Annotated in this window: 25 protein-coding genes, 1 tRNA gene and 2 rRNA genes; 2 read left to right on the top strand and 26 right to left on the bottom strand. The window is 62.4% G+C overall.

Annotated elements, in window-relative coordinates; all coding sequences use genetic code 11:
• Positions 1-45: 45 nt before the first annotated feature.
• The 18 genes from bamB to trmJ all read right to left on the bottom strand — a co-directional run bounded on the left by bamB (position 46) and on the right by trmJ (position 15,034).
• A complete protein-coding gene (bamB, locus tag AC0ZZU_RS21310; RefSeq protein ID WP_476343266.1) occupies positions 46-1,188 on the bottom strand; it encodes an outer membrane protein assembly factor BamB in 1,143 nt (380 codons plus the stop codon).
• 1 nt (position 1,189) lies between these two features.
• Positions 1,190-1,828 (bottom strand): tetratricopeptide repeat protein, encoded by a 639-nt coding sequence (locus AC0ZZU_RS21315; protein WP_476343267.1) that lies wholly within the window; start codon positions 1,826-1,828, stop codon positions 1,190-1,192.
• A gap of 31 nt (positions 1,829-1,859) precedes the next feature.
• Positions 1,860-3,149, bottom strand: a complete 1,290-nt coding sequence (gene hisS / locus AC0ZZU_RS21320; protein WP_158459644.1) for a histidine--tRNA ligase — start codon at positions 3,147-3,149, stop codon at positions 1,860-1,862.
• 24 nt (positions 3,150-3,173) lie between these two features.
• The gene (gene ispG, locus AC0ZZU_RS21325) at positions 3,174-4,283 is read right to left on the bottom strand and encodes a flavodoxin-dependent (E)-4-hydroxy-3-methylbut-2-enyl-diphosphate synthase (RefSeq protein WP_476343268.1); all 1,110 of its coding nucleotides are present in this window, start codon (positions 4,281-4,283) and stop codon (positions 3,174-3,176) included.
• A gap of 3 nt (positions 4,284-4,286) precedes the next feature.
• Entirely contained in the window at positions 4,287-5,318 is a 1,032-nt protein-coding gene (locus AC0ZZU_RS21330) for a RodZ domain-containing protein (protein ID WP_476343269.1), read from the bottom strand.
• Entirely contained in the window at positions 5,315-6,076 is a 762-nt protein-coding gene (gene pilW, locus AC0ZZU_RS21335) for a type IV pilus biogenesis/stability protein PilW (protein WP_476343270.1), read from the bottom strand. Before pilW ends, AC0ZZU_RS21330 begins: the two co-directional genes overlap by 4 nt.
• A gap of 14 nt (positions 6,077-6,090) precedes the next feature.
• Positions 6,091-7,236, bottom strand: coding sequence for a dual-specificity RNA methyltransferase RlmN (rlmN, locus tag AC0ZZU_RS21340; protein ID WP_476343271.1), 1,146 nt, complete (start codon positions 7,234-7,236; stop codon positions 6,091-6,093).
• 28 nt (positions 7,237-7,264) lie between these two features.
• Positions 7,265-7,690, bottom strand: coding sequence for a nucleoside-diphosphate kinase (gene ndk, locus AC0ZZU_RS21345; protein ID WP_158459639.1), 426 nt, complete (start codon positions 7,688-7,690; stop codon positions 7,265-7,267).
• 88 nt (positions 7,691-7,778) lie between these two features.
• On the bottom strand, positions 7,779-7,979 hold the full coding sequence (gene iscX, locus AC0ZZU_RS21350) for a Fe-S cluster assembly protein IscX (protein ID WP_136916531.1): 201 nt from the start codon (positions 7,977-7,979) through the stop codon (positions 7,779-7,781).
• A gap of 14 nt (positions 7,980-7,993) precedes the next feature.
• The gene (gene fdx / locus AC0ZZU_RS21355; protein WP_476343272.1) at positions 7,994-8,335 is read right to left on the bottom strand and encodes an ISC system 2Fe-2S type ferredoxin; all 342 of its coding nucleotides are present in this window, start codon (positions 8,333-8,335) and stop codon (positions 7,994-7,996) included.
• Between the two features lie 3 nt (positions 8,336-8,338).
• On the bottom strand, positions 8,339-10,201 hold the full coding sequence (hscA, locus tag AC0ZZU_RS21360; protein ID WP_476343273.1) for a Fe-S protein assembly chaperone HscA: 1,863 nt from the start codon (positions 10,199-10,201) through the stop codon (positions 8,339-8,341).
• A 42-nt stretch (positions 10,202-10,243) separates the two neighbouring features.
• Entirely contained in the window at positions 10,244-10,765 is a 522-nt protein-coding gene (hscB, locus tag AC0ZZU_RS21365) for a co-chaperone HscB (protein WP_158459636.1), read from the bottom strand.
• 8 nt (positions 10,766-10,773) lie between these two features.
• Positions 10,774-11,097 carry an iron-sulfur cluster assembly protein IscA gene (iscA, locus tag AC0ZZU_RS21370; RefSeq protein WP_324121815.1) on the bottom strand — a complete coding sequence of 108 codons (324 nt, stop codon included), beginning with the start codon at positions 11,095-11,097 and terminating at the stop codon, positions 10,774-10,776.
• Between the two features lie 27 nt (positions 11,098-11,124).
• Positions 11,125-11,511 carry a Fe-S cluster assembly scaffold IscU gene (gene iscU, locus AC0ZZU_RS21375; protein ID WP_002552476.1) on the bottom strand — a complete coding sequence of 129 codons (387 nt, stop codon included), beginning with the start codon at positions 11,509-11,511 and terminating at the stop codon, positions 11,125-11,127.
• 47 nt (positions 11,512-11,558) lie between these two features.
• Positions 11,559-12,773: an IscS subfamily cysteine desulfurase gene (locus AC0ZZU_RS21380; RefSeq protein WP_476343274.1), complete on the bottom strand. Its 1,215-nt coding sequence runs from the start codon at positions 12,771-12,773 to the stop codon at positions 11,559-11,561.
• Between the two features lie 42 nt (positions 12,774-12,815).
• Positions 12,816-13,307 carry a Fe-S cluster assembly transcriptional regulator IscR gene (iscR, locus tag AC0ZZU_RS21385; RefSeq protein WP_476343275.1) on the bottom strand — a complete coding sequence of 164 codons (492 nt, stop codon included), beginning with the start codon at positions 13,305-13,307 and terminating at the stop codon, positions 12,816-12,818.
• Positions 13,308-13,474: 167 nt separating this feature from the next.
• Entirely contained in the window at positions 13,475-14,260 is a 786-nt protein-coding gene (gene cysE, locus AC0ZZU_RS21390) for a serine O-acetyltransferase (protein WP_476343276.1), read from the bottom strand.
• Entirely contained in the window at positions 14,261-15,034 is a 774-nt protein-coding gene (trmJ, locus tag AC0ZZU_RS21395) for a tRNA (cytosine(32)/uridine(32)-2'-O)-methyltransferase TrmJ (RefSeq protein ID WP_476343277.1), read from the bottom strand.
• Positions 15,035-15,180: 146 nt separating this feature from the next.
• Here trmJ and suhB point away from each other — a divergent pair, with 146 nt between their 5' ends.
• The gene (suhB, locus tag AC0ZZU_RS21400; RefSeq protein WP_476343278.1) at positions 15,181-15,999 is read left to right on the top strand and encodes a type III secretion system regulator SuhB; all 819 of its coding nucleotides are present in this window, start codon (positions 15,181-15,183) and stop codon (positions 15,997-15,999) included.
• Positions 16,000-16,053: 54 nt separating this feature from the next.
• On the opposite strand, the gene AC0ZZU_RS21405 is transcribed toward suhB, so the two are convergent.
• The 6 genes from AC0ZZU_RS21405 to queA all read right to left on the bottom strand — a co-directional run bounded on the left by AC0ZZU_RS21405 (position 16,054) and on the right by queA (position 22,136).
• A complete protein-coding gene (locus AC0ZZU_RS21405) occupies positions 16,054-16,593 on the bottom strand; it encodes a glycine zipper 2TM domain-containing protein (RefSeq protein ID WP_158459629.1) in 540 nt (179 codons plus the stop codon).
• Between the two features lie 122 nt (positions 16,594-16,715).
• On the bottom strand, positions 16,716-17,627 hold the full coding sequence (gene secF, locus AC0ZZU_RS21410; RefSeq protein ID WP_476343279.1) for a protein translocase subunit SecF: 912 nt from the start codon (positions 17,625-17,627) through the stop codon (positions 16,716-16,718).
• A 9-nt stretch (positions 17,628-17,636) separates the two neighbouring features.
• Positions 17,637-19,502 carry a protein translocase subunit SecD gene (secD, locus tag AC0ZZU_RS21415; RefSeq protein WP_476343280.1) on the bottom strand — a complete coding sequence of 622 codons (1,866 nt, stop codon included), beginning with the start codon at positions 19,500-19,502 and terminating at the stop codon, positions 17,637-17,639.
• A gap of 63 nt (positions 19,503-19,565) precedes the next feature.
• Positions 19,566-19,901, bottom strand: coding sequence for a preprotein translocase subunit YajC (gene yajC, locus AC0ZZU_RS21420; protein ID WP_158459626.1), 336 nt, complete (start codon positions 19,899-19,901; stop codon positions 19,566-19,568).
• A gap of 55 nt (positions 19,902-19,956) precedes the next feature.
• A complete protein-coding gene (gene tgt / locus AC0ZZU_RS21425) occupies positions 19,957-21,072 on the bottom strand; it encodes a tRNA guanosine(34) transglycosylase Tgt (protein WP_476343290.1) in 1,116 nt (371 codons plus the stop codon).
• A gap of 14 nt (positions 21,073-21,086) precedes the next feature.
• Positions 21,087-22,136: a tRNA preQ1(34) S-adenosylmethionine ribosyltransferase-isomerase QueA gene (queA, locus tag AC0ZZU_RS21430; protein WP_476343281.1), complete on the bottom strand. Its 1,050-nt coding sequence runs from the start codon at positions 22,134-22,136 to the stop codon at positions 21,087-21,089.
• A 108-nt stretch (positions 22,137-22,244) separates the two neighbouring features.
• On the opposite strand from queA, the gene AC0ZZU_RS21435 reads away from it, so the two are divergent.
• Positions 22,245-22,329 (top strand) — tRNA-Leu (locus tag AC0ZZU_RS21435).
• Between the two features lie 440 nt (positions 22,330-22,769).
• Here the strand turns inward: AC0ZZU_RS21435 and rrf are convergent.
• A 5S ribosomal RNA gene (gene rrf, locus AC0ZZU_RS21440) occupies positions 22,770-22,885 on the bottom strand.
• 149 nt (positions 22,886-23,034) lie between these two features.
• Positions 23,035-23,130 (bottom strand): 23S ribosomal RNA (locus AC0ZZU_RS21445); the annotation flags it as partial.

Raw genomic sequence — 23,130 nt, forward strand, 5'->3', positions numbered from 1 at the left:
CACCGAAGTGCCGCTGCTCAAGGCCCGCAGGCCTCAAGCATAGCTTCAGCGGGCGGTCAGTGCCTCGAGCTTGCCGCTGTTGCCAAAGACATAGATGGTGTCGCCGACCACCAGGGGCCGGGCGCGCAGGCCATCGCTGTCGATACGCTCACGGCCGACGAAACGGCCATCGACCTGGCTCAGCAGGTGCAGGTAGCCTTCCAGGTCACCCACCGCCACGTAGCTGGAGAACACTTCCGGCGCCGACAGCTGGCGACGGGCCAGTTGATCGTTGCTCCACAACGCGCTGGACGAACGCTCGTCGACGCTCTCTACCGTGCCTGAAGCCAGGCTCACGTAGACGTTGCCGAAACCCTGGGCGACACCGGTGTAGCTGGACGCGTCACGCTGCCAGAGTACACGGCCGCTTTCCAGGTCCAGGCCGGCGACGCGGCCCTGATAGCTCGATACATACAGCACGCCACCGGACAGCAGCAGGCCGCCATCGATGTCGACCACACGCTCGAGCTCCGAGCGGCCCTGCGGAACGGCGACACGCGCCTCCCAGACCGGCACGCCGTTCTGGGTGTCCAGGGCAACCACCTTGCCGGTGGACAGGCCCGCAACCGCCAGGCGGTTGGTGACAATCGGCGCACCGGTGCCACGCAGGGTCAGCACGGCCGGGGTGCTCTCGTAGATCCAGCGGCGGTCGCCAGTGGCGGCATCCAGGCCGATCACGCGATCGTCCTGGGTCTGCACCACGACAACATCACCGTTGGTTGCAGGCGGCGCGAGTACTTCGCTGGTCACCTTCGAGCGCCAGCGCTCCTCACCGGTGCTCGCATCCAGGGCAATTACATCCCCCTTGATGGTACCGAGCATCACCATGCCGTAACCAACGCCCACGGCGCCGGATACCGGCAGCTCAAGGTCTTTCTTCCAGGCCACGTCACCGGTGTTGCGGTCCAGCGACATCACCACGCCAGTTACATCGGCAGCGTAGATGCGGTCGTTCTCGATCGCCGGGACGAGCATGTTGAAGGTATCGCCCTGACCATCACCGATCGAACGGCTCCAGAGCTTCTTGAGCACCACTTCTTCGGTGAACTTGGTCAGCTCGGCCGGGGGAAGTTCCTTCTTGCTGTTGCTGCTGCAACCCGCGGCCAAAATGGCCAGGGCCAGCACTGCTGCATGTTTCCAACCGATCACGTCAGGCATCCCCTTTGGCCAGGTCATCCAGCTTCAGCTGCAGGCCACCGACCGCAGCGTCATCAGACAGCGCGGCCTTGGCTTTTTCGTAAGCGCCCAGAGCTTCGTCAGTACGGCCCAGCTGCACCAGCAGGTCGCCTTTGAGCTCTTCGCGGCTGGCCAGGAAGGCCTTGTCGGTATCGCCAGCGAGCAGTTTCAGGGCTTCGTCGACCTTGTCCTGCGCGGCCAGCACACGTGCCAGGCGCTGGCGAGAAATCTCGTCCAGAGTGGTATCGGCCGGCTTGTCCATCACGCTCTTGAGCTCGGCGGCAGCGTCGTCCAGCTTGCCGCTGTCGACCGCGACCTTGGCCACGAACAGGCTGGCGTACTGGGCATAGGCGGTACCACCGTATTCGCTCTTGAGCTTGCCGGACAGTTCGGCGACCTTGCCTGCGTCTGGCTGCCCGCTCGGCGTCAGGCTGGTTTCAAGCAGGGCCTGATACAGGCTGGAAGCGCCCTGCGACTGGTTGTTCTGGTATTTCTGCCAGCCCTGCCAACCCAGGACCACCACGGCGGCCAGCAGAGCGCCGGTCAGCAGTGGCTTGCCATTGCGTTCCCACCAGTCCTTGACCGCGACCAGCTCTTCATCGGTACTCGACACCCCAATACTCCTTTTCAGCAATTCGGCCGCTTCACGCCTGGGCGAGAGCGGTTTGCAGATGCTCGGCAAGAGCATCCCAGGCAATGTTCTGTTGTTCGCCCTGGCCACGCAGGGGCTTGAAACCTACCACTTGTTGCGCCAGTTCGTCGTCCCCGAGAATCAGCGCGAACAGCGCGCCGCTCTTGTCGGCCTTCTTGAACTGGCTCTTGAAGCTGCCGCCCCCGGCGTTGATCTGCAGGCGCAGCCCCGGCAGACGATCACGCAGGCGCTCGCCCAGGATCAAGCCGGCAAGCTCGGTCTGCTCGCCAACGGCGCACAGGTAGACGTCGATCTGGCGGTTGATGGACTCAGGCACCAGCTCGAGGGTTTCGAGCAGCAGGATCAGACGCTCGATGCCCATGGCGAAGCCCACGCCAGGGGTCGGCTTGCCGCCCATCTGCTCGACCAGGCCATCGTAGCGGCCACCGGCGCAGACCGTGCCCTGGGAGCCAAGCTTGTCAGTGACCCACTCGAATACGGTCTTGCTGTAGTAGTCCAGGCCACGCACCAGCTTGGTGTTGATCACGAACGGGATACCGGCGGCGTTCAGTCGAGCCTTGAGGCCTTCGAAGTGCAGCCGCGACTCTTCGTCGAGGTAGTCTTCGAGCTTCGGTGCGCCGACCAGCACGGCCTGGGTATTGGCGTCCTTGCTGTCGAGGATGCGCAGGGGGTTGCTCTTGAGACGGCGCTGGCTGTCTTCGTCCAGTTGCTCGAGGCGCGCCGAGAGAAACTCGACCAGCGCGTCACGGTAACGGGCACGGGCTTCGCTGGTGCCCAGGCTGTTGAGCTCGAGCTTGACTGCGTCACGCAGGCCCAGCAGGCCCCACAGGCGCCAGGTCAGCACGATCAGTTCGGCATCGATGTCCGGCCCATCGAGGTTGAACACTTCGACGCCGATCTGGTTGAACTGGCGGTAGCGACCCTTCTGCGGGCGCTCGTGGCGGAACATCTGGCCGATGTACCACAGCTTCTGCACCTGGCCGCCGCCACTGATGCCGTGCTCCAGCACTGCGCGCACGCACGCTGCGGTGCCTTCGGGACGCAGGGTCAGCGAGTCACCGTTGCGGTCGTTGAAGGTGTACATCTCTTTTTCGACGATATCGGTGACTTCACCGATTGAGCGCTTGAACAGCTCGGTGAACTCGACGATCGGCATGCGGATCTGACGATAGCCGTAGGTATCCAGCAAACCGGCGACGGTGCTTTCGAAATAGCGCCACAGCGGGGTCTGCTCGGGCAGGATGTCGTTCATGCCACGAATGGCTTGCAGCGGTTTGCTCACGGAAGATCCTTACGATTCTGTATGTCAGCCACGGGCGATCAGTGCCGCGTCGGCTTCGGCCTTCTCGGCCGCTTTCTGGCGAATCAGCCTTTCGAGCTCTTCGACCAGGTTGTCATTGGTCAGCTTCTGCGCAGGCTTGCCGTCGATGTAGATCAGGTTCGGCGTGCCACCGGTAAGGCCCACATGGGCCTCCTTGGCTTCTCCCGGACCATTGACCACGCAGCCGATCACGGCCACGTCCATCGGTACCAGCAGGTCTTCGAGACGCCCTTCGAGCTCGTTCATGGTCTTGACCACATCGAAATTCTGCCGCGAGCAGCTCGGGCAGGCGATGAAGTTGATGCCACGCGAACGCAGACGCAGGGACGTGAGGATGTCGTAGCCGACTTTGACTTCCTCGACCGGATCGGCGGCCAGCGAAATACGGATGGTATCGCCGATGCCATCGGCCAGCAGCATACCGAGGCCGACCGCGGATTTCACCGTTCCCGAACGCAGGCCACCGGCTTCGGTGATACCCAGGTGAAGCGGCTGGACGATCTGCCTGGCGAGCAGACGGTAGGCTTCGACAGCCATGAACACATCGGAAGCCTTGACACTGACCTTGAAATCCTGGAAGTCCAGGCGATCAAGGTGCTCGACATGACGCAGAGCCGACTCGACCAGCGCGGCTGGGGTCGGTTCTCCATACTTTTTCTGGAGGTCTTTTTCCAGGGAACCGGCGTTGACGCCGATGCGGATCGGAATACCACGGTCACGGGCAGCGTCGACCACCGCGCGGACCCGGTCCTCGCGGCCAATGTTGCCAGGGTTGATGCGCAGGCAGTCGACACCAAGCTCGGCCACGCGCAGGGCGATGCGGTAGTCGAAGTGGATGTCGGCAACCAGCGGCACGCTGACCAGTTGCTTGATACGGCCGAAGGCCTCGGCGGCGTCCATGTCGGGCACCGAGACGCGAACGATGTCGACACCGGCATCGACCAGACGATTGATCTGCGCCACGGTCGCGGCAACGTCGTTGGTGTCGGTGTTGGTCATGCTCTGTACCGCGATGGGGGCATCCCCACCGACGGGTACATTGCCGACCCAGATCTTGCGGGATTCGCGGCGTTTGATCGGAGATTCACCGTGCATGAATTACTGTCCCAACTTCAGGCGAGCGGTCTGGCCGCTGGTAAACGGGGAAATGTCGACGGCCTGGCCGTTGTAGCTGACCTGTGCGCCCCGGGCGAAGCCCAGGCGCACCGCGAACGGCGGCTTGCCGGTCACGTCCAGGCTGTCGCCCTTGCGCTTGATGGCGCTGAACAGCACCTTGCCGTTGCCATCGGTGACCGAGGTCCAGCAATCGGCGACAAACTGGATATGCACTTTGCCGTCGCCCGCTTGCGCTGGAGCACCTGGCTGGACGGCAGCGGCCACGGGGGCCTGGGTAGCGGCTGCGGCCGGAGCGGCGGGTGCCGGCGTGGCGGCCGCAGGCGCGGTTGGCGCTGCAGCCTGAGCCGGAACCTGGGCAGGCGCGGTGCTGGTCACTGGCGGCACGGCGGATGTCGTGGCATCGGCGGCGGGAGCGCTGGCCGATACCGACGGCGCCTCAGGCTGGCCCTGATCGAGCGGCAAAGGCGCGCCTGGTGGCTGCTGTGCAGCGCTCACGGCCTGGTCCTCAGGCTCGTCGAGGGGGTGGATCTGCGTGGTGCCGTCGGCGCTTTCGACCTCCACATGCTCCATGGCAATACGCGACAGGTCCTTGCCACGCATGCTGCCCTGGTCTTGCCACCAGAAGAAGCCGCCGCCGATGACCATCAGCAGCAACAGCAGGCTGACCCCGCGCAGGATATTGTGCGACAGGCGCACGGGCTCCTCGATCCGCCCCAGGGCATGCACTTCGCTGCCCTGAGCGTGTGTACCGGTGTACTGGTCGAATGCCTGGACCAGCGGCGCCTGGTCCATGCCCATCAGCTTGGCGTAGGCACGGATGTAGCCACGGGCGAAGGTGTGCCCAGGCAGCTTGTCGAAGGCACCGGTTTCCAGGTTGTCCAGGGAACTCACGGTCAGGTTGAGCTTGCGCGCCACCTCGGCTTGCGACCAGTCCCGGCTTTCGCGGGCCTGGCGCAAGACCTCACCGGGATTCTGGCGAGTCGCTGCTGCTACTTCTGGGTGCGCGGCTTTCATCGTTGCTCCGACAGGTATTGCTGATATTCCGGCGTACCGGGATAAAGTCGTTGTAATTGCAGGCCCAGCCCGGCCAGGGTGTCGCCTTGGTCGAAGACTCTTGCCAGGCGGCTGCCCAGCAACAGGGTACGGGCGCTTTGCTCACTCAGCTGGCTGAAGCGATCATGAAATTCCCGGGCCGGCACATAATGCCTGTCTTCGAAGGATAACTCAGCCATTTCAAGCAACGCGCGGGGTTGCCGCGGGTCGAGGTTCAAGGCCTTTTCCAGGTGCGTTCGCGCCTGGTCGCGGCGGTCGAGTTTCAAGGCGGTGAGGCCGAGGTTCTCGAAGACTCGCGAGCGCTCAGGATACAGGGTATCGACAGCGGCTTGGCGAAACATCTGTTTGGCCTCGCGGTATTGTCCCTGAGCATATAGGAAACTGCCGTAATTGTTGCGTAACCGCGTGTCACCGGGCCGCTCGGCAAGCGCCTTGCGGTAATGCTCTTCGGCGAGCGGTGGCTCATCCTGCACCTGGAACACCAGGGCCAGCGCACCATGCGCGTCGGCGTCACGCGGGTCGAGGGCCAGGGCGCGCAACAGAGGCGCCTTGGCCTGCTCGGTCAAACCTTGTTGCAAATAACCCATGCCCAACTGCACGTACGCCTGCCCTGCCGCCTCGCGGCCCTGACGGCTGGCCAACGGATCGGAGCCGCCGCTGGACACGCAGCCGGCCAGCAGCGAAAGCGACAGGATCGACAGCGCGGCGCGCGGGGTCATGGGCAGGGCTCCCGTCAGTTGCCCGCGGAGCTGTCTTGCACGTCGCCGTCGGCATTGACCTGGCGTACGGCAATGTAGCGCTCGCTGCGGCGAGTGCGGTCCATGACCTGTCCGACCAGCTGGCCGCAGGCCGCGTCGATGTCCTCGCCCCGGGTAGTGCGCACCGTCACGTTGAAGCCGGCGTGATGCAGGTAGTCCTGGAAGCGCCGGATAGCGTTGTTGCTCGGCCGCTCATAGCCCGAGTGCGGGAACGGGTTGAACGGGATCAGGTTGATCTTGCAGGGCACGTCCTTGAGCAGCACGGCCATTTCTTCCGCGTGGACCATCTGGTCGTTGATGTCCTTGAGCAGGGTGTACTCGATGGTCAAGTGACGTTTATCGCCCAGGGTCGACATGTAGCGCATGCACGACTCGAGCAGCACCTTGAGCGGGTACTTCTTGTTGATCGGCACCAGTTGGTTGCGCAGCGCGTCATTGGGCGCGTGCAGCGACAGCGCCAGGGCGACGTCGACGTGCTTGGCCAGCTCGTCGATCATCGGGACGACGCCGGAGGTGGACAGCGTCACGCGGCGCTTGGAGATACCGTAGCCGAGGTCGTCCATCATCAGGCGCATGGCGGCGATGACATTGTCGAAGTTCAGCAGCGGCTCGCCCATGCCCATCATCACCACGTTGGTGATGGCGCGGTCGGCGGTGGCCGGCACGGAGCCGAACGACTTGTTGGCAATCCACACCTGGCCGATTACTTCGGCGGCGGTGAGGTTGCTGTTGAATCCTTGCTTGCCGGTGGAGCAGAAACTGCAGTCCAGGGCGCAACCGGCCTGTGACGAGACACACAAGGTGCCACGCTTGCCCTGGGGAATGTATACGGTCTCGACGCAGCTGCCGGACTCCACGCGAACCACCCATTTACGGGTACCATCGCTGGAAATGTCCTCGCTGACCACTTCCGGACCGCGAACCTCGGCAACCGCCTTGAGCTTTTCGCGCAGGGCCTTGCCGACGTTGGTCATGGCGTCGAAATCATCGACGCCAAAGTGGTGAATCCATTTCATCACTTGACCGGCACGGAAGCGTTTCTCCCCGATCGAGTCGAAGAATTTTTCCATATCCGGCTGGGTCAGCCCCAGCAGGTTAGTTTTACCAGTCGATGTCGTCATGGATTCACCTTCACTCGTAAGCTTTCGCTTAGCGAGTGGTTACCTCGGTAGCAGCGAAGAAGTAAGCGATTTCGCGGGCAGCGGCGGCTTCGGAGTCCGAACCGTGAACGGCGTTGGCGTCGATCGACTCGGCGAAGTCGGCGCGGATGGTGCCGGCGGCAGCTTCTTTAGGGTTGGTGGCGCCCATCAGTTCGCGGTTCAGTGCGATGGCGTTTTCGCCTTCCAGAACCTGGACAACGACCGGACCGGAAGTCATGAAGGCAACCAGGTCACCGAAGAAACCACGCTCTGCGTGCTCAGCGTAGAAGCCTTCGGCTTCGGCCTTGGACAGCTGCTTGATTTTCGAGGCAACGATGCGCAGGCCAGCTTCTTCGAAGCGGCTGGTGATCTTGCCGATCACGTTCTTGGCAACGGCGTCTGGCTTGATGATGGAGAAAGTACGTTGAACAGCCATGGAAAACTCCAGAAATTGAGTATTGCGAAAAATTAAACCCGCGAATTATACGCGGGTTCCAGGGGATTGCCTAACCTGCAGGACACGCTCAGTCGGCTTCTTCGATCCAGGCCGCCTGGATGGCCTCTAGCACCTTCTCACCGCCGCGTGACGGATCGTCGCTGAATTCTGGCAAGGCCAGCACCCAGCGGTGCAGATCGACGAAATTTACATAACGAGGATCGACTTCCGGCTTGCTTTCCGCAAGCTGGATGGCGATCTCAAGTACATCAACCCATTTCAGGCTCATGCCAGGCTCCAGAGTCAGTGCGGCGCTTCGGCAGCGTGGTTGAGCGAATACTTCGGAATCTCGATGGTCAGGTCGTCGTCACCGACGATCACCTGGCACGCGAGGCGCGACTGCGCTTCAAGGCCCCAGGCCTTGTCCAGCATGTCTTCCTCGAGCTCGTCGGCTTCATCGAGCGAGTCAAAGCCCTTGCGCACTACACAGTGGCAGGTGGTGCAGGCGCACACGCCGCCGCAAGCGCTTTCCATCTCGATGTGGTGCTCGTGGGCCAGCTCCAGGATATTGGTACCGGGCGCTACCTCCAGGGTCAGCCCATCCGGGCAGAATTTCTCGTGGGGCAGGAAAATCACCAGGGGCATCGGTTACTCCTCGATCTCATTCAGGTTGCGCCCGGCCAGTGCGGCTTTGACCGTCGAATCAAGGCGTCGGGCAGCAAAGGCATCGGTCACCTGCGACAGACGCTTGGTCTGCTGCTCGATGGCGTGGCCATCGGTGCCGGTGAGCAAATCACGCAGTTCTTGCATCTGGTGCTCGATGGCCAGGCGCTCGTCGGCGTCGAGCAAGCGCTCGCCATCCGCTTCGAGGGCACCCTGCACCGCTTCGAGCAGGCGCTCGGCATCGACCTGATGCTCACGCAGCTGCCGGGCCTGCTTGTCGTTGTTCGCATGCTCGAACGAATCCTTGAGCATGCGGGTGATCTCGCCGTCCGTCAGGCCATAGGATGGCTTGACCTGGATGCTCGACTCCACGCCCGAACCGATTTCGCGGGCCGCTACGCTGAGCAGGCCATCGGCATCGACCTGGAAGGTGACGCGGATCTTGGCCGAACCGGCAACCATGGCCGGAATACCGCGCAGCTCGAAGCGCGCAAGCGACCGGCAGTCGCTGACCAGCTCGCGCTCGCCCTGCAGGACATGGATCATCATGGCCGACTGGCCATCTTTGTAGGTGGTGAATTCCTGGGCACGGGCGACGGGGATGGTGGTGTTGCGCGGAATCACCTTTTCCATCAGCCCGCCCATGGTTTCCAGGCCAAGCGACAGCGGGATCACGTCGAGCAACAGCAGTTCGCCGCCATCGCGGCGGTTGCCGGCCAGGGTATCGGCCTGCACCGCGGCGCCAATGGCGACGACCTGGTCGGGGTCGATTTCGGTAAGTGGCGTGCGGCCGAACAAGCTGCCAACCGCTTCGCGCACCCGTGGCACACGGGTCGAGCCGCCAACCATGACCACGGCGGCAACTTCTTCGATCTCTACGCCGCTGTCGCGCACAGCGCGGCGGCAGGCCTTGAGGCTGCGGGACAGCAGCGGCTCGATCAACGCTTCGAAGGCGGCGCGGGTCAGCTCGCCCTGCCAGGCGCCATGGGCCACGCTGACCACATCGGCGTCGGTCAGGGCTTCCTTGGCTGCGCACGAGGTCTGGAGCAGCAGCCGCTGGGTGGATGGATCGAGATCGGCGGACAGCCCCGCCTGCTCGATGATCCAGCCAGCGATGGCATGGTCGAAATCATCGCCGCCCAAGGCGCTGTCGCCACCGGTGGCCAGTACTTCGAAGACGCCTGCGGTCAGCCGCAGGATGGAAATGTCGAAGGTCCCGCCACCCAGGTCATAGATGGCCACCAGGCCTTCGGCATTCTGGTCCAGGCCATAGGCCACGGCAGCCGCGGTCGGCTCGTTGAGCAGGCGCAGCACGTTCAGGCCGGCCAGGCGCGCGGCGTCCTTGGTGGCCTGACGCTGGGCGTCGTCGAAATAGGCCGGCACGGTGATCACCGCCCCGACCAGCTCACCACCGAGGGTTTCCTCGGCACGCTGGCGCAGCACCTTGAGGATATCGGCAGAGACTTCGACCGGACTCTTGGCGCCCTGCACGGTATCGATGAACGGCATGTGCGACTCGCCACCGACAAAGCGGTAAGGCAATTGCTCACCCAGTTGCTTGACGTCCGCCAGGCCTCGGCCCATCAGGCGCTTGACCGAGAGAATGGAGTTCAACGGGTCGCTCGCGGCGGCATCGCGCGCCGCCTGGCCAACCTCGATGCGCTCATCGAGGTAGCGCACGGCGGACGGCAGGATGACGTTGCCTTGTGCGTCAGGCAGGGGCTCGCTGACACCGCTGCGAATGGCAGCGACCAGCGAATTGGTGGTACCGAGGTCAATCCCCACCGCCAGGCGGCGCTGGTGCGGCTGAGGACTTTGACCGGGTTCGGCGATCTGCAGTAGGGCCATGCTTATTTGAATACCTTAGGCGTCATCACGGGTAACGCCGGGTTAATCGTCGAGGCGCTCTTCGAGCTGACGCACTTCCTGGGCAAGCTTGTCGAGAAACTGCATGCGGCGCATCAGGCGTTCGGCCTGCTCGCGCTGCGCTGGGTCGTCCCAACAGGCGGCGAAGTCGTCATTGAGCGCTTGCTGGGCACCTTTGAGATGCTTCTTGAAAACGCCCACCCCGTCCAGGTCGGCACTGTCGTGCAGGTCTTCGAGCTCTTCGCGCAGTTGCATCTGCTGCATCAGGAAGTCAGGGTCATGAACCGTGATTTCCTGGGGCACTTCGTGGCCACTGATGGCCAACAGGTAGCGGGCGCGGCGAGGCGCGCTGCGCAGGGTCTGGTAGGCCTCGTTGAGCGCAGCGGACTGTTCCAGCGCCAGGCGCTGCTCGCGCTCGGAGGCGTCGGCGAAGCGGTCCGGATGAACCTCACGGGCCAGCTCGCGATAGCGAACGGCGAGTTTATCGAGGTCCAGGCTGAAGCCCGGTTGCAGGTCGAACAGGGCGAAATGACAAGGAGTTCCCACGCGGCGCCTCAGACGTTGAAGCTTTCGCCGCAGCCACACTCACCGCGCACGTTGGGGTTGTTGAACTTGAAGCCTTCGTTCAACCCTTCCTTGACGAAGTCGAGCTCGGTGCCGTCCAGGTAGGCCAGGCTCTTGGGATCGATGATCACCCGCTCGCCATGGCTTTCGAAGACCTGGTCCTCGGCACCTGGCTCATCGACGAACTCCAGCACATAGGCCAGGCCCGAGCAACCGGTGGTACGCACGCCAAGGCGGATGCCAAGACCTTTGCCGCGCCCTTCGAGGGACCGCCGCACATGGTTGGCGGCGGCTTCTGTCATGCTGATAGCCATCGAGACTCCTTACCTGCAACAGGCGACTTAGAGCAAACCTTTCTTCTGCTTGTAATCGCGTACGGCCGCCTTGATGGCGTCCTCGGCGAGTACCGAGCAGTGGATTTTCACCGGAGGCAGGGCGAGTTCCTCGGCCAGCTGGGTGTTCTTGATGGTTTCGGCTTCGTCCAGGGTCTTGCCTTTCATCCACTCGGTGGCGAGGGAGCTGGAGGCAATGGCCGAACCGCAGCCGTAGGTCTTGAACTTGGCGTCTTCGATGACGCCCTGCTCGTTGACCTTGATCTGCAGGCGCATGACGTCGCCGCAGGCTGGCGCGCCGACCATGCCGGTCCCGACATCCGGGTCCTCGGCATTCATCTTGCCGACGTTGCGCGGGTTTTCGTAGTGGTCGATGACCTTTTCACTGTATGCCATGGTGCTATTCCTTCCTCATCAGAGAGCCGCTCTTTCCGGCGACTGGCTTAGTGGGCGGCCCACTCGATCTTGGAGATATCGACGCCGTCTTTGTACATGTCCCACAGCGGCGACAACTCGCGCAGCTTGGAAACGGCCTCGCAGACTTTCTGCGCGGCATAGTCGACTTCTTCTTCGGTGGTGAAGCGGCCGAAGGTGAAGCGGATCGAACTGTGTGCCAACTCGTCGTTGCGGCCCAGGGCGCGCAGCACGTAGGAAGGCTCAAGCGAGGCCGAGGTGCAGGCCGAACCGGACGATACCGCGATGTCCTTGAGCGCCATGAGCAGCGACTCGCCTTCGACGTAGTTGAAGCTCAGGTTCAGGTTGTGCGGTACGCGGGCAACCTGGCTGCCATTGACATACAGCTCTTCGAGCTCGGAAACCTGCTTGAAGAAACGGTCGCTCAGGGCCTTGATGCGCACGTTCTCGCTGGCCATCTGCTCCTTGGCGACAGCAAAGGCTTCGCCCATGCCGACGATCTGATGGGTCGGCAACGTACCCGACCGCATGCCGCGCTCGTGACCGCCGCCGTGCATGGCGGCTTCGAGGCGTACGCGAGGCTTGCGGCTGACGTACAGCGCGCCGATACCTTTAGGGCCGTAGACCTTGTGCGCCGAGAACGACATCAGGTCGACCTTGAGCTTGGACAGGTCGATCTCGACCTTGCCCGCGGACTGGGCGGCATCAACGTGGAACAGCACGCCACGCGAACGGGTCAGTTCACCGATCGCGCCGATGTCGTTGATGGAGCCGACTTCGTTGTTGACGTGCATGAGCGATACCAGAATGGTTTCGTCGCGCAGGGCCGCCTCGACCATCGCCGGAGTAACGATACCGTCGTCACCGGGCTCGAGGTAGGTGATTTCGAAACCCTCGCGTTCGAGCTGGCGGCAGGTGTCCAGGACCGCCTTGTGCTCGATCTTGGAGGTGATGATGTGCTTGCCCTTGGTGTGATAGAAGTGCGCGACGCCCTTGATGGCGAGGTTGTCGGACTCGGTCGCACCGCTGGTCCAGACGATCTCGCGCGGGTCGGCGCCGATCAGTTCGGCCACCTGGCGACGGGCGTTCTCGACCGCCTCTTCGGCTTTCCAGCCAAAGACGTGGGAGCGCGAGGCCGGGTTACCGAAGTTTCCGTCGACCGTTAGGCATTCGCACATTTTCTGAGCGACGCGTGGGTCGACCGGAGTGGTCGCGGAGTAATCGAGGTAGATCGGCAACTTCATTGAATATCTCCTATCAGGCGGTCGCGCCGCTCGTCGTAACGGTCATTCGACGGCGGACGTCTCAATCTTGTCCAAATGGGCAGGGCGGCCCGCGACACGTCGCAGGTCCTGGCGCTGGGCAACTTCTTGCACCTCTCGACGGGTAACAAGGTCGGCCAGGCTGATGCCGCTGAGGAATTCATGGATCTGCTGGCTGAGGTCGCACCACAGGTGGTGGGTCAGGCAGGTGTCACCGGCATGGCAGTCTCCCAGGCCCTGGCAACGGGTGGCATCGACCGATTCATTGACCGCGTCGATAACCTGGGCAACCTGGATGGTCTCCATGCCACGGGACAGCTGATAACCGCCGCCTGGGCCGCGAACACTGGAAACCAGGCTGCCGCGGCGCAGCTTGGCGAACAGCTGCTCCAGATATGAGAGGGATATGCCCTGGCGCTCGGAAATATCGGCCAAAGACACAGGCCCATGCTGCGCGTGCAATGCCAGGTCGAGCATTGCGGTCACGGCGTATCGGCCTTTAGTAGTCAGTCGCATGGCTAGTCGTTACCACGGGAGTTACAGAATGTGTGCAAGTATGCAATTCCCGAGCATTTAAGTCAACTATAAGACCTACTGCTTTAGTCGGAATTGCGATGCGGAGGCGGGCGGCATGATAGCAAGAAAGGGCGCGTTAGCACACGCCCTGCGTGGGCATCAGCCTGTCAATGCGACTGGGAGTCACTCTTGGCCGCTGCCTTGACCTCGGCGAAGTCCTCTTCGCGCAATGCCGGCAGGTCCTTGGCGCAGTAGCTGCTGCCCAGCTTGGTCAGCTCGCCGCACATGTCCTCGAGGCGCCCGTCCACTGCCTGCAGATGGTCAAGCAACTGGCCAATGGCACGGGCGACCGGGTCGGGCATGTCACCGCTGACGCCATAGGCATCGAAGCCGATCTTCTCGGCCATGGCCTTGCGCTTGGCCTCGACTTCGTTGTCCTCGGACTTGACGATGATGCGACCGGGAATACCGACCGCGGTAGCACCGGCCGGCACCGCCTTGGTCACTACCGCATTGGAGCCGATCTTGGCCCCTGCCCCGACCGTGAACGGACCGAGCACCTTGGCGCCCGCCCCCACCACCACGCCGTCCTCCAGCGTTGGGTGCCGCTTGCCCTTGTTCCAGCTGGTGCCGCCCAGCGTCACGCCCTGGTAGAGGGTCACGTCGTCACCGATCTCGGCGGTTTCGCCAATCACGATACCCATGCCGTGGTCGATGAAAAACCGTCGACCCACCTTGGCTCCCGGATGAATCTCGATACCGGTCATCCAGCGTCCGAAATTGGACACCAGGCGCGCCAGCCACTTGAGATCGCGCAGCCACAGGGCGCGGGCGGCACGGTGCAACCAGATCGCATGCATGCCCGGATAGCAGGTCAGGACCTCGAAGGCATTGCGCGCCGCTGGATCACGATGGAACACACTCTGGATATCTTCACGCAGACGCTCGAACATCTATTGGTCCTTCCGCTTATGCGGCTCGCCCCGGACCACTTTCTGGGTCTCGGTGAGGATGCCGCGCAAAATGCTCATTTCCGAACGATCGACCCCACTGCGCCCATACAGCCGGCGCAGGCGCGGCATCAGTTGACGCGGTTTCTCCGGATCGAGGAAGCCGATGTCCACGAGGGTCTTTTCCAGATGGCCATAGAACAGCTCCATCTCGTCCATGGTGACCAGCTCGCTGAGGCCTGGGGAGGCGGCCTGGGGCTTGTCACCCTCCGCCTGCTCGCCAGCGGCGCCCAGCCAGGCCATGCGCACTTCATAGGCGAGCACCTGAACCGCCGCACCCAGGTTCAGGGAGCTGAAGTCAGGATTCGACGGGATATGCACGTGGAAATGACATCGTTGCAACTCATCGTTGGTCAGGCCTGCGTGTTCGCGGCCGAAAACCAGGGCAATTTCCTCGCCTTGCGTGGCGTGCTCGACGGCCTTGGTGCCGCACTCGCGCGGGTCGATCAGCGGCCAGGGCAGGCTGCGCTCACGGGCGCTGGTGCCCAGCACCAGGTTGCAGCCAACGAGCGCATCTTCGAGCGATCCGACGACCTTGGCAGCGGCCAGGATGTCGTCGGCGCCAGAGGCACGGGCGCTGGCCTCGTGCGAGGGAAAGTCCTGCGGTTCTACCAGCACCAGGCGCGTCAAGCCCATGTTTTTCATGGCACGCGCAGCGCCGCCGATATTGCCGGGGTGGCTGGTATTGACCAGAACAACACGAATATTTTGCAGCAAGGTGAAGTGCTCGCAGAGACAGAAATGGGGGACTGAATCTTACAGAAGCGACCAGCGTAACACCACGAAAGCAAATGACACACTTCTGCGCGCGGATAATTCTGCTAGAATGTGCGGCTTTCTTTAACGACCCAGGTGAAACGTCCATGCAGCCCATGCTGAATATCGCGCTGCGCGCCGCCCGCAGCGCCAGTGAACTGATTTTCCGCTCAATCGAACGCCTGGATAGCATCAAGGTGGACGAAAAAGAGGCCAAGGACTACGTCTCCGAGGTCGACCGCGCGGCCGAAGAGGTCATCGTCAAGGCGCTGCGCAAGGCCTACCCGAACCACTCGATCCAGGGTGAAGAAACCGGCATGCATGCAGGCTCCGGTGAAGAGGGCAAGGACTACCTGTGGATCATCGACCCACTGGACGGCACCACCAACTTCCTGCGTGGCATCCCGCACTTCGCGGTCAGCATCGCCTGCAAATACCGCGGCCGCATCGAGCATGCCGTGATCCTCGACCCGGTTCGCCAGGAAGAATTCACCGCCAGCCGTGGCCGTGGCGCCCAGCTCAATGGCCGCCGCCTGCGCGTCAGCTCGCGTACCAGCCTCGAAGGCGCCCTGCTGGGTACCGGCTTCCCGTTCCGCGACAGCCAGATGGCCGAGCTGGACAACTACCTGGGCATGTTCCGCGCCCTGACTGGCCAGACCGCCGGCATCCGCCGCGCCGGGGCCGCCAGCCTCGACCTGGCCTACGTTGCCGCTGGCCGTTTCGATGCCTTCTGGGAATCGGGTCTGTCGGAATGGGACATGGCGGCAGGCGTGCTGCTGATCCAGGAAGCGGGCGGCCTGGTGAGCGACTTCACCGGTGGTCACGATTTCCTCGATAAAGGCCACATCGTTGCGGGCAACATCAAGTGCTTCAAGGCCGTGTTGACTGCCATCCAGCCGCACCTGCCGGAAAGCCTCAAGCGTTAATTGAGCCGCGCATGAAAAAAAAGCACCCTAGGGTGCTTTTTTCATGGGCGGGAATCACTGGGCCTGGCTTAGCACCAGCTTGCCGTTTTCATCCAGCGGAATGGTCTGGCCCGGCTCACGGTCCATCTTGACCTTGCCGACCTTGTCACCGATCGAATAGGTAACGTTGTAGCCAACGACCTTCTCGCTCAGGTCATTGACCGTATTGCAGCGGGTCTGCGTGGTGGTGTAGGTATCACGCTGCTGCATGCCTTCCTGCACCTTGTTGCCGGCATAACCACCACCGACCGCGCCCGCCACCGTAGCGATCTTCTTGCCGGTGCCGCCGCCAACCTGATTCCCCAGCAGGCCGCCAGCCAGCGCTCCCACCACGGTACCCGCGATCTGGTGCTGGTCCTTGACCGGTGCCTGGCGGGTAACGGTGACGTCCTTGCAGACTTCCCGCGGGGTCTTGACCTGCTGTTTGATGGGCTGCACGTCGGTGACCTGGGCAACGTCCGGCCCCTTGTTCACCAAGCTGTAGGTTGCCACAGCGCCTCCGGCAGTCACACCGACAGCACCCAGCACAGCACCTACCAGCAATGATTTGTTCACGTGAACCTCCTGATCTTGTCTGCGGGTCCGCGCCCGCGCTTCTCCCAGCCTTGGAGCAAAAAAAAGGGCGCGAGTTCAATACTCGCGCCCTTCTCTATCGCCCTGTGGCGCAGGATAAACCGTTATGGACGCTCGTCCACACCCTCGGCCTTGACCGGCGGGATCAGGTCTTCACTGTTCAGGTTCAGCCAGATAAGTACCACGTTGGCGATATAGATCGACGAGTAGGTACCCGCCAGGACACCGATGAACAGCGCCAGCGAGAAGCCGAACAGGTTGTCGCCGCCAAAGAACAGCAGCGCAGCCAGGGCCAGCAAGGTCGATACCGAGGTAGCGATGGTGCGCAGCAGGGTCTGAGTGGTCGAGACGTTGATGTTCTCGATCAGGGAGGCCTTGCGCATCACCCGGAAGTTCTCGCGAACCCGGTCGAACACGACGATGGTGTCGTTGAGCGAGTAACCGATGATCGCAAGTACCGCCGCCAGCACCGTCAAGTCGAAGGTAATCTGGAAGAACGACAGGATACCCATGGTCACCACCACGTCGTGTACCAGCGATACGATCGCACCGACCGCGAACTTCCACTGGAAGCGGAAGGCCAGGTAGATCAGGATGCCGCCCAGCGCCAGGAGCATGCCAAGGCCGCCCTGGTCACGCAGCTCTTCACCTACCTGCGGACCGACGAACTCGACACGCTTGACCACGGCCTGGTTGTCACCACCGGCCTTCTGCAGGGCTTCGGCAACACGGTTGCCCAGCAGAGGGTCATCGCCCGGCATGCGCACCAGCAGGTCGGTGGTGGCGCCAAAGCTTTGCACCACCGCGTCGTGGAAGCCGGCCTGGGTCAGCTCGGTACGCACGGCCTGCAGGTCTGCAGGACGCTCGTAGGTGAGCTCGATCAGCGTACCGCCGGTGAAATCCAGGCCCATGTTCAGGCCCTTCTGCCACCAGCTGAACAGCGCCAGCACGGTAAGAAGCACGGTAACGGCGAACGCGATATTGCGCACGCCCATGAAGTTGATGGTACGTAACATGGCAGCCCCTTAAACCCACAGCTTCTTGATGTCACGCCCACCACAGGTCAGGTTGACCATAGCGCGGGTCACCATGACGGCGGTGAACATCGAGGTGAAAATCCCGAGGGACATGGTAACCGCGAAGCCCTTCACCGGGCCGGTACCCATGGCGAACAGAATACCGCCGACCAGCAGGCTGGTCAGGTTGGCATCGATGATCGCCGTGTAGGCACGGTTGAAGCCTTCGTGGATGGCGCGTTGCACCGACATGCCCGAGGCAATTTCCTCACGTATCCGCGAGAAGATCAGCACGTTGGCATCGACCGCCATGCCCATGGTCAGCACGATACCGGCAATGCCTGGCAGGGTCAGCGTCGCACCCAGCAGCGACATCAGCGCCAGCAGCAGCACCATGTTGCCCGCCAGGGCGACAGTGGCGATCACGCCGAAGGCGCGGTAGATGGCGATGATGAACAGCGAGACGAACAGCATGCCCCACAGCGACGCATCGATACCCTTCGTGATGTTGTCGGCACCCAGGCTAGGACCAATGGTGCGCTCTTCAGCGAAGTACATCGGCGCGGCCAGACCACCGGCGCGCAGCAGCAGGGCCAGTTCGGAGGACTCACCCTGGCCGTTGAGGCCGGTGATCCGGAACTGGCTGCCCAGCGGCGACTGGATAGTCGCCAGGCTGATGATCTGCTTCTCTTCCTTGAAGGTCTGGATGGCGACGTCTTTCTCGACACCGTCAACCGTCTTCTTCTCGTAGCGAGTAACCGGCTTCTGCTCGATGAAGATCACCGCCATGCTGCGGCCGACGTTGCTGCGCGTGGCGCGGCTCATCAGCTCGCCGCCATGGCCATCGAGACGGATATTCACCTGCGGGCGGCCGTGCTCGTCGAAGCCTGCCTGGGCATCGGTCACCTGGTCACCGGTGATGATCAGGCCACGCTCGACAGGAGCCGAGCGACCACCATCACGGAACTCGAACACCTCGGTGGTCGCCTTGGACGCACCTGGCTCGGCGCCGAAGCGGAACTCAAGGTTGGCGGTCTTGCCGAGGATACGCTTGGCTTCGGCGGTGTCCTGCACGCCTGGCAGCTCGACCACGATCCGGTTGGCGCCCTGACGCTGTACCAGCGGCTCGGCCACACCCAGCTCGTTGACCCGGTTACGCACGGTGGTCAGGTTCTGCTTGATGGAGTACTCGCGGATTTCCGCGACCTTGGCCGGAGTGATCGCAAGACGCAGGACAGCCAGCTCGTTGCGCTCACTGGTGGTCAGGTCGAAATCATTGAAATTCTTGCGGATCAGGGCACGTGCCTGTTCGCGGGCCGCGTCATCGGAGAAGCCCAGCATGATGCCGCCATCCTGCTGAGGCAGGCTGCGGTAGCGGACACGCTCCTTGCGCAACAGGGTTTTGACCTCCCCTTCGTACACCTTCATGCGCGCGCTCATGGCCTTGTCCATGTCGACTTCCAGGAGGAAGTGCACGCCACCGGACAGGTCCAGGCCCAGCTTCATCGGGCTCGCGCCCAGGTTACGCAGCCACTCGGGAGTTGTCGGCGCCAGGTTCAGGGCCACGACGTAATCATCACCCAGGGCTTTACGCGCCACATCCTTGGCTGGCAGTTGGTCTTCCTGCTTGGCCAGGCGCACCAGCGCGCCCTTGCCCTGCTCGCCCAGGCTGGCTGCCTTGACGGGGATGCCGGCATCGGTCAGCGCCTTGCTGACGCGGTCGAGATCGGCCTGGTTGACCTGCAGCGCCGTGCTGGCACCGCTGATCTGGACCGCCGGATCATCAGGGTAGAGGTTGGGAGCGGAATAAATGAAACCGATCGCCAGCACAGCCAGGATCAGCAGGTATTTCCACAGAGGGTATTTGTTCAGCATCACGCCGCCCGTTCAAGACGCGGGGCGCCTTGCGCGCCCCGACGATGGGTAGAAATCAGTAACTCAGATGGCCTTGAGCGTACCTTTGGGCAGGGTCGCGGCAATGGCGCCCTTCTGGAACTTCAGTTCGACGGTGTCGGAAACTTCGAGGACCACGAAATCATCGGCAACTTTGACGATCTTGCCGGCGATGCCGCCATTGGTGACAACTTCGTCGCCTTTTTGCAGGTTGCTGAGCAGGTTTTTCTGCTCTTTGGCGCGCTTGGCCTGTGGACGCCAGATCATCAGGTAGAAGATGACCAGGAAGCCGACCAGGAAGATCCACTCGAAGCCGGTACCGGCAGGGCCGGCGGCAGGGGCAGCAGCGTCCGCGTACGCGGCGGGAATCAGAAAGCTCATATGGCACTCCAGTTGCTAAGTTGCAATGTTTTGACTTGCAGTAGGCGAAATTGCATCAGTCCAAGGGCGGCACAGGCAGCCCGCGCTTGGCGTAGAAGGCGTCGACAAAGGCGGCCAATTTACCCTGTTGAATAGCCTCGCGCAAACCAGCCATCAAGAGCTGGTAATGACGCAAGTTATGGATCGTATTCAACATGGCGCCCAACATTTCGCCGCACTTGTCCAGGTGATGGAGATAGGCGCGGGAGAAGTTCTGGCAGGTGTAACAGTCGCAGGTAGGATCCAGCGGCGAATCATCATGGCGATGGAACGCGTTGCGGATCTTGATCACGCCGGTATCGATGAACAGATGACCATTGCGCGCATTGCGCGTAGGCATCACGCAATCGAACATGTCGACGCCGCGGCGCACACCCTCAACGAGATCTTCGGGTTTGCCTACCCCCATAAGGTAACGAGGTTTGTCAGCTGGCATCTGGCCAGGCAGATAATCCAGCACCTTGATCATTTCGTGCTTGGGCTCGCCCACAGACAGTCCGCCAATGGCCAGGCCATCGAAGCCGATCTTGTCCAGGCCTTCGAGCGAGCGCATGCGCAGGTCCTGGTGCATGCCGCCCTGGACGATGCCGAACAGCGCCGCGGTGTTGTCACCGTGGGCGTTCTTCGAGCGCTGGGCCCAGCGTAGCGACAGCTCCATCGATATCCGCGCGACGTCTTCGTCGGCCGGGTACGGCGTGCACTCGTCGAAGATCATCACCACGTCGGAGCCCAGGTCACGCTGGACCTGCATCGATTCTTCCGGACCCATGAATACCTTGGAGCCATCGACCGGCGAGGCGAAGGTCACGCCCTCCTCCTTGATCTTGCGCATGGCGCCCAGGCTGAACACCTGGAAGCCACCCGAATCGGTCAGGATCGGGCCTTTCCACTGCATGAAATCGTGCAGGTCGCCGTGGGCCTTGATCACTTCTGTGCCTGGACGCAGCCACAGGTGGAAGGTGTTGCCCAGGATCATGTGCGCACCGATGGCCTCGACGTCGCGCGGCAGCATGCCCTTGACCGTGCCATAGGTGCCGACCGGCATGAACGCCGGCGTCTCGACCACGCCACGCGGGAAGGTCAACCGTCCACGACGGGCCTTGCCATCGGTAGCCAGCAGTTCGAAGGACATACGACAGGTGCGACTCATGCTTGATCCTCGGGGCCACGCGGCGCCGGATTGCGGGTGATGAACATGGCATCACCGTAACTGAAGAAGCGGTACCCGTTTTCAACCGCCGCCGCATAGGCGGCCATGGTCTGCGGATAACCGGCGAAGGCCGAGACCAGCATCAGCAGCGTGGACTCAGGCAGGTGGAAGTTGGTGACCAGGGCATCGACCACATGGAACGGCCGGCCCGGGAAGATGAAGATATCGGTATCCCCGCTGAACGCCTTCAGCACGCCATCACGCGCCGCGCTCTCCAGCGACCGCACGCTGGTGGTGCCCACCGCGACCACCCGCCCGCCTCTGGCACGGCAAGCCGCCACGGCATCGACCACATCCTGGCCCACTTCAAGCCACTCTTTATGCATGTGGTGATCTTCGATGCGCTCCACGCGCACCGGCTGGAACGTACCCGCACCCACATGCAGCGTGACAAAGGCGCGTTCGACGCCCTTGGCTGCGATCTTCTCCAGCAGCTCCTCGTCGAAATGCAGCCCCGCGGTCGGCGCGGCCACCGCGCCGGCACGCTCGGCGTAGACCGTCTGATAGCGCTCGCGATCCGCGCCTTCGTCTGGGCGATCGATATAAGGCGGCAACGGCATGTGCCCGACCCTGTCCAGCAGGCCCAGCACCTCTTCGGCGAAGCGCAGCTCGAACAGCGTGTCGTGCCGCGCTACCATCTCGGCTTCGCCACCGCCATCGATCAGCAAGTGCGTGCCCGGCTTGGGCGCCTTGCTCGAACGCACGTGGGCCAAGACCCTATGGCTGTCCAGCACCCGCTCGACCAGGATCTCCAGCTTGCCGCCGGAGGCTTTCTGGCCGAACAGACGCGCTGGAATAACCCGGGTGTTGTTGAACACCATCAAGTCGCCAGGGCGAAGAAAGTCCAGCAGATCGGTGAATTGCTTGTGCGCCAGCGCCCCGCTGGGCCCATCAAGGGTCAGCAAGCGGCTGCTATGGCGCTCCGCCAGCGGGTGGCGAGCGATCAGGAAATCAGGGAGCTCAAAGGAGAAATCGGCGACGCGCATGATGGTGTTCGGTTCGACAGGGCCGCAAAGTTTAGCCCAACGAGCGAAAATTCTCCATGAAAGCCGATTGACCGCATTCAAGCGGCTCTTTATACTCCGCCGTCATAAGCCCTGATGGCGGAATTGGTAGACGCGGCGGATTCAAAATCCGTTTTCGAAAGGAGTGGGAGTTCGAGTCTCCCTCGGGGCACCATCTGCAGTTACATAGACGACTACCAGCGTCTACGCAACACCCCTAGAGCCCGCTAACTGCGGGCTTTTTGGTCTCTGGGGTTTCATCCCCTTCCTCGCAGGCCATCTTCCTTGATCGCTATACGCACCTCCGGGCACTGTTCGGCATGGAGGACGGCCCCCAAGGCGGCCACTGCGGCGCAAACATCCCACGCTGTCTCCGGATGGATGACCCTGTTCGCGAAGCGCTGAAATAGGCCATACAGGCCTCTCCCGACGGTAGCCGCAACCTGTCAGCAGCCTCCGTACCTCCAATGGGTCTACAGCAAGCATTTCTCATTGACTGAGCGTTAGCCACGCTACTTCGCGTTGGAGTTTCAACGCCAGAAGCCGGCAAACATCAGCTCCCGGAAAAGACAAAACCCCTACCTGCTCGCGCAGATAGGGGTTTTGCGAAATGAATCTTGACGATGACCTACTCTCACATGGGGAAACCCCACACTACCATCGGCGATGCATCGTTTCACTGCTGAGTTCGGGATGGGATCAGGTGGTTCCAATGCTCTATGGTCGTCAAGAAATTCTGTAGCCAGAATGTCCAGATGGACAGCCCAGCGAATTCGGATATGCGATATTTGTGATGGTACGAACTTTCGGTTGTATCGTCTTCACCACCGCAATCTGGCAGCCCGGATAACCGGCTCGGCACAAATTGCTTGGGTGTTATATGGTCAAGCCTCACGGGCAATTAGTATGGGTTAGCTCAACGCCTCACAGCGCTTACACACCCCACCTATCAACGTCGTAGTCTTCGACGGCCCTT

The sequence above is a fragment of the Pseudomonas sp. JE3303 genome (assembly GCF_056312565.1).

Coding starts and splice junctions, on each gene's coding strand:
- suhB (WP_476343278.1), top strand. CDS start 15,181: ATGCAGCCCATGCTGAATATCGCGCTGCGCGCCGCCCGCAGCGCCAGT.
- iscU (WP_002552476.1), bottom strand. CDS start 11,511: ATGGCATACAGTGAAAAGGTCATCGACCACTACGAAAACCCGCGCAAC.
- yajC (WP_158459626.1), bottom strand. CDS start 19,901: ATGAGCTTTCTGATTCCCGCCGCGTACGCGGACGCTGCTGCCCCTGCC.
- fdx (WP_476343272.1), bottom strand. CDS start 8,335: ATGCCCCTGGTGATTTTCCTGCCCCACGAGAAATTCTGCCCGGATGGG.
- ndk (WP_158459639.1), bottom strand. CDS start 7,690: ATGGCTGTTCAACGTACTTTCTCCATCATCAAGCCAGACGCCGTTGCC.
- secF (WP_476343279.1), bottom strand. CDS start 17,627: ATGTTACGTACCATCAACTTCATGGGCGTGCGCAATATCGCGTTCGCC.
- cysE (WP_476343276.1), bottom strand. CDS start 14,260: ATGTTCGAGCGTCTGCGTGAAGATATCCAGAGTGTGTTCCATCGTGAT.
- rlmN (WP_476343271.1), bottom strand. CDS start 7,236: ATGACGACATCGACTGGTAAAACTAACCTGCTGGGGCTGACCCAGCCG.
- iscX (WP_136916531.1), bottom strand. CDS start 7,979: ATGAGCCTGAAATGGGTTGATGTACTTGAGATCGCCATCCAGCTTGCG.
- AC0ZZU_RS21380 (WP_476343274.1), bottom strand. CDS start 12,773: ATGAAGTTGCCGATCTACCTCGATTACTCCGCGACCACTCCGGTCGAC.
- ispG (WP_476343268.1), bottom strand. CDS start 4,283: ATGCACGGTGAATCTCCGATCAAACGCCGCGAATCCCGCAAGATCTGG.
- queA (WP_476343281.1), bottom strand. CDS start 22,136: ATGCGCGTCGCCGATTTCTCCTTTGAGCTCCCTGATTTCCTGATCGCT.
- AC0ZZU_RS21330 (WP_476343269.1), bottom strand. CDS start 5,318: ATGAAAGCCGCGCACCCAGAAGTAGCAGCAGCGACTCGCCAGAATCCC.
- iscA (WP_324121815.1), bottom strand. CDS start 11,097: ATGGCTATCAGCATGACAGAAGCCGCCGCCAACCATGTGCGGCGGTCC.
- tgt (WP_476343290.1), bottom strand. CDS start 21,072: ATGTCCTTCGAACTGCTGGCTACCGATGGCAAGGCCCGTCGTGGACGG.
- pilW (WP_476343270.1), bottom strand. CDS start 6,076: ATGACCCCGCGCGCCGCGCTGTCGATCCTGTCGCTTTCGCTGCTGGCC.
- iscR (WP_476343275.1), bottom strand. CDS start 13,307: ATGCGACTGACTACTAAAGGCCGATACGCCGTGACCGCAATGCTCGAC.
- secD (WP_476343280.1), bottom strand. CDS start 19,502: ATGCTGAACAAATACCCTCTGTGGAAATACCTGCTGATCCTGGCTGTG.
- hscA (WP_476343273.1), bottom strand. CDS start 10,201: ATGGCCCTACTGCAGATCGCCGAACCCGGTCAAAGTCCTCAGCCGCAC.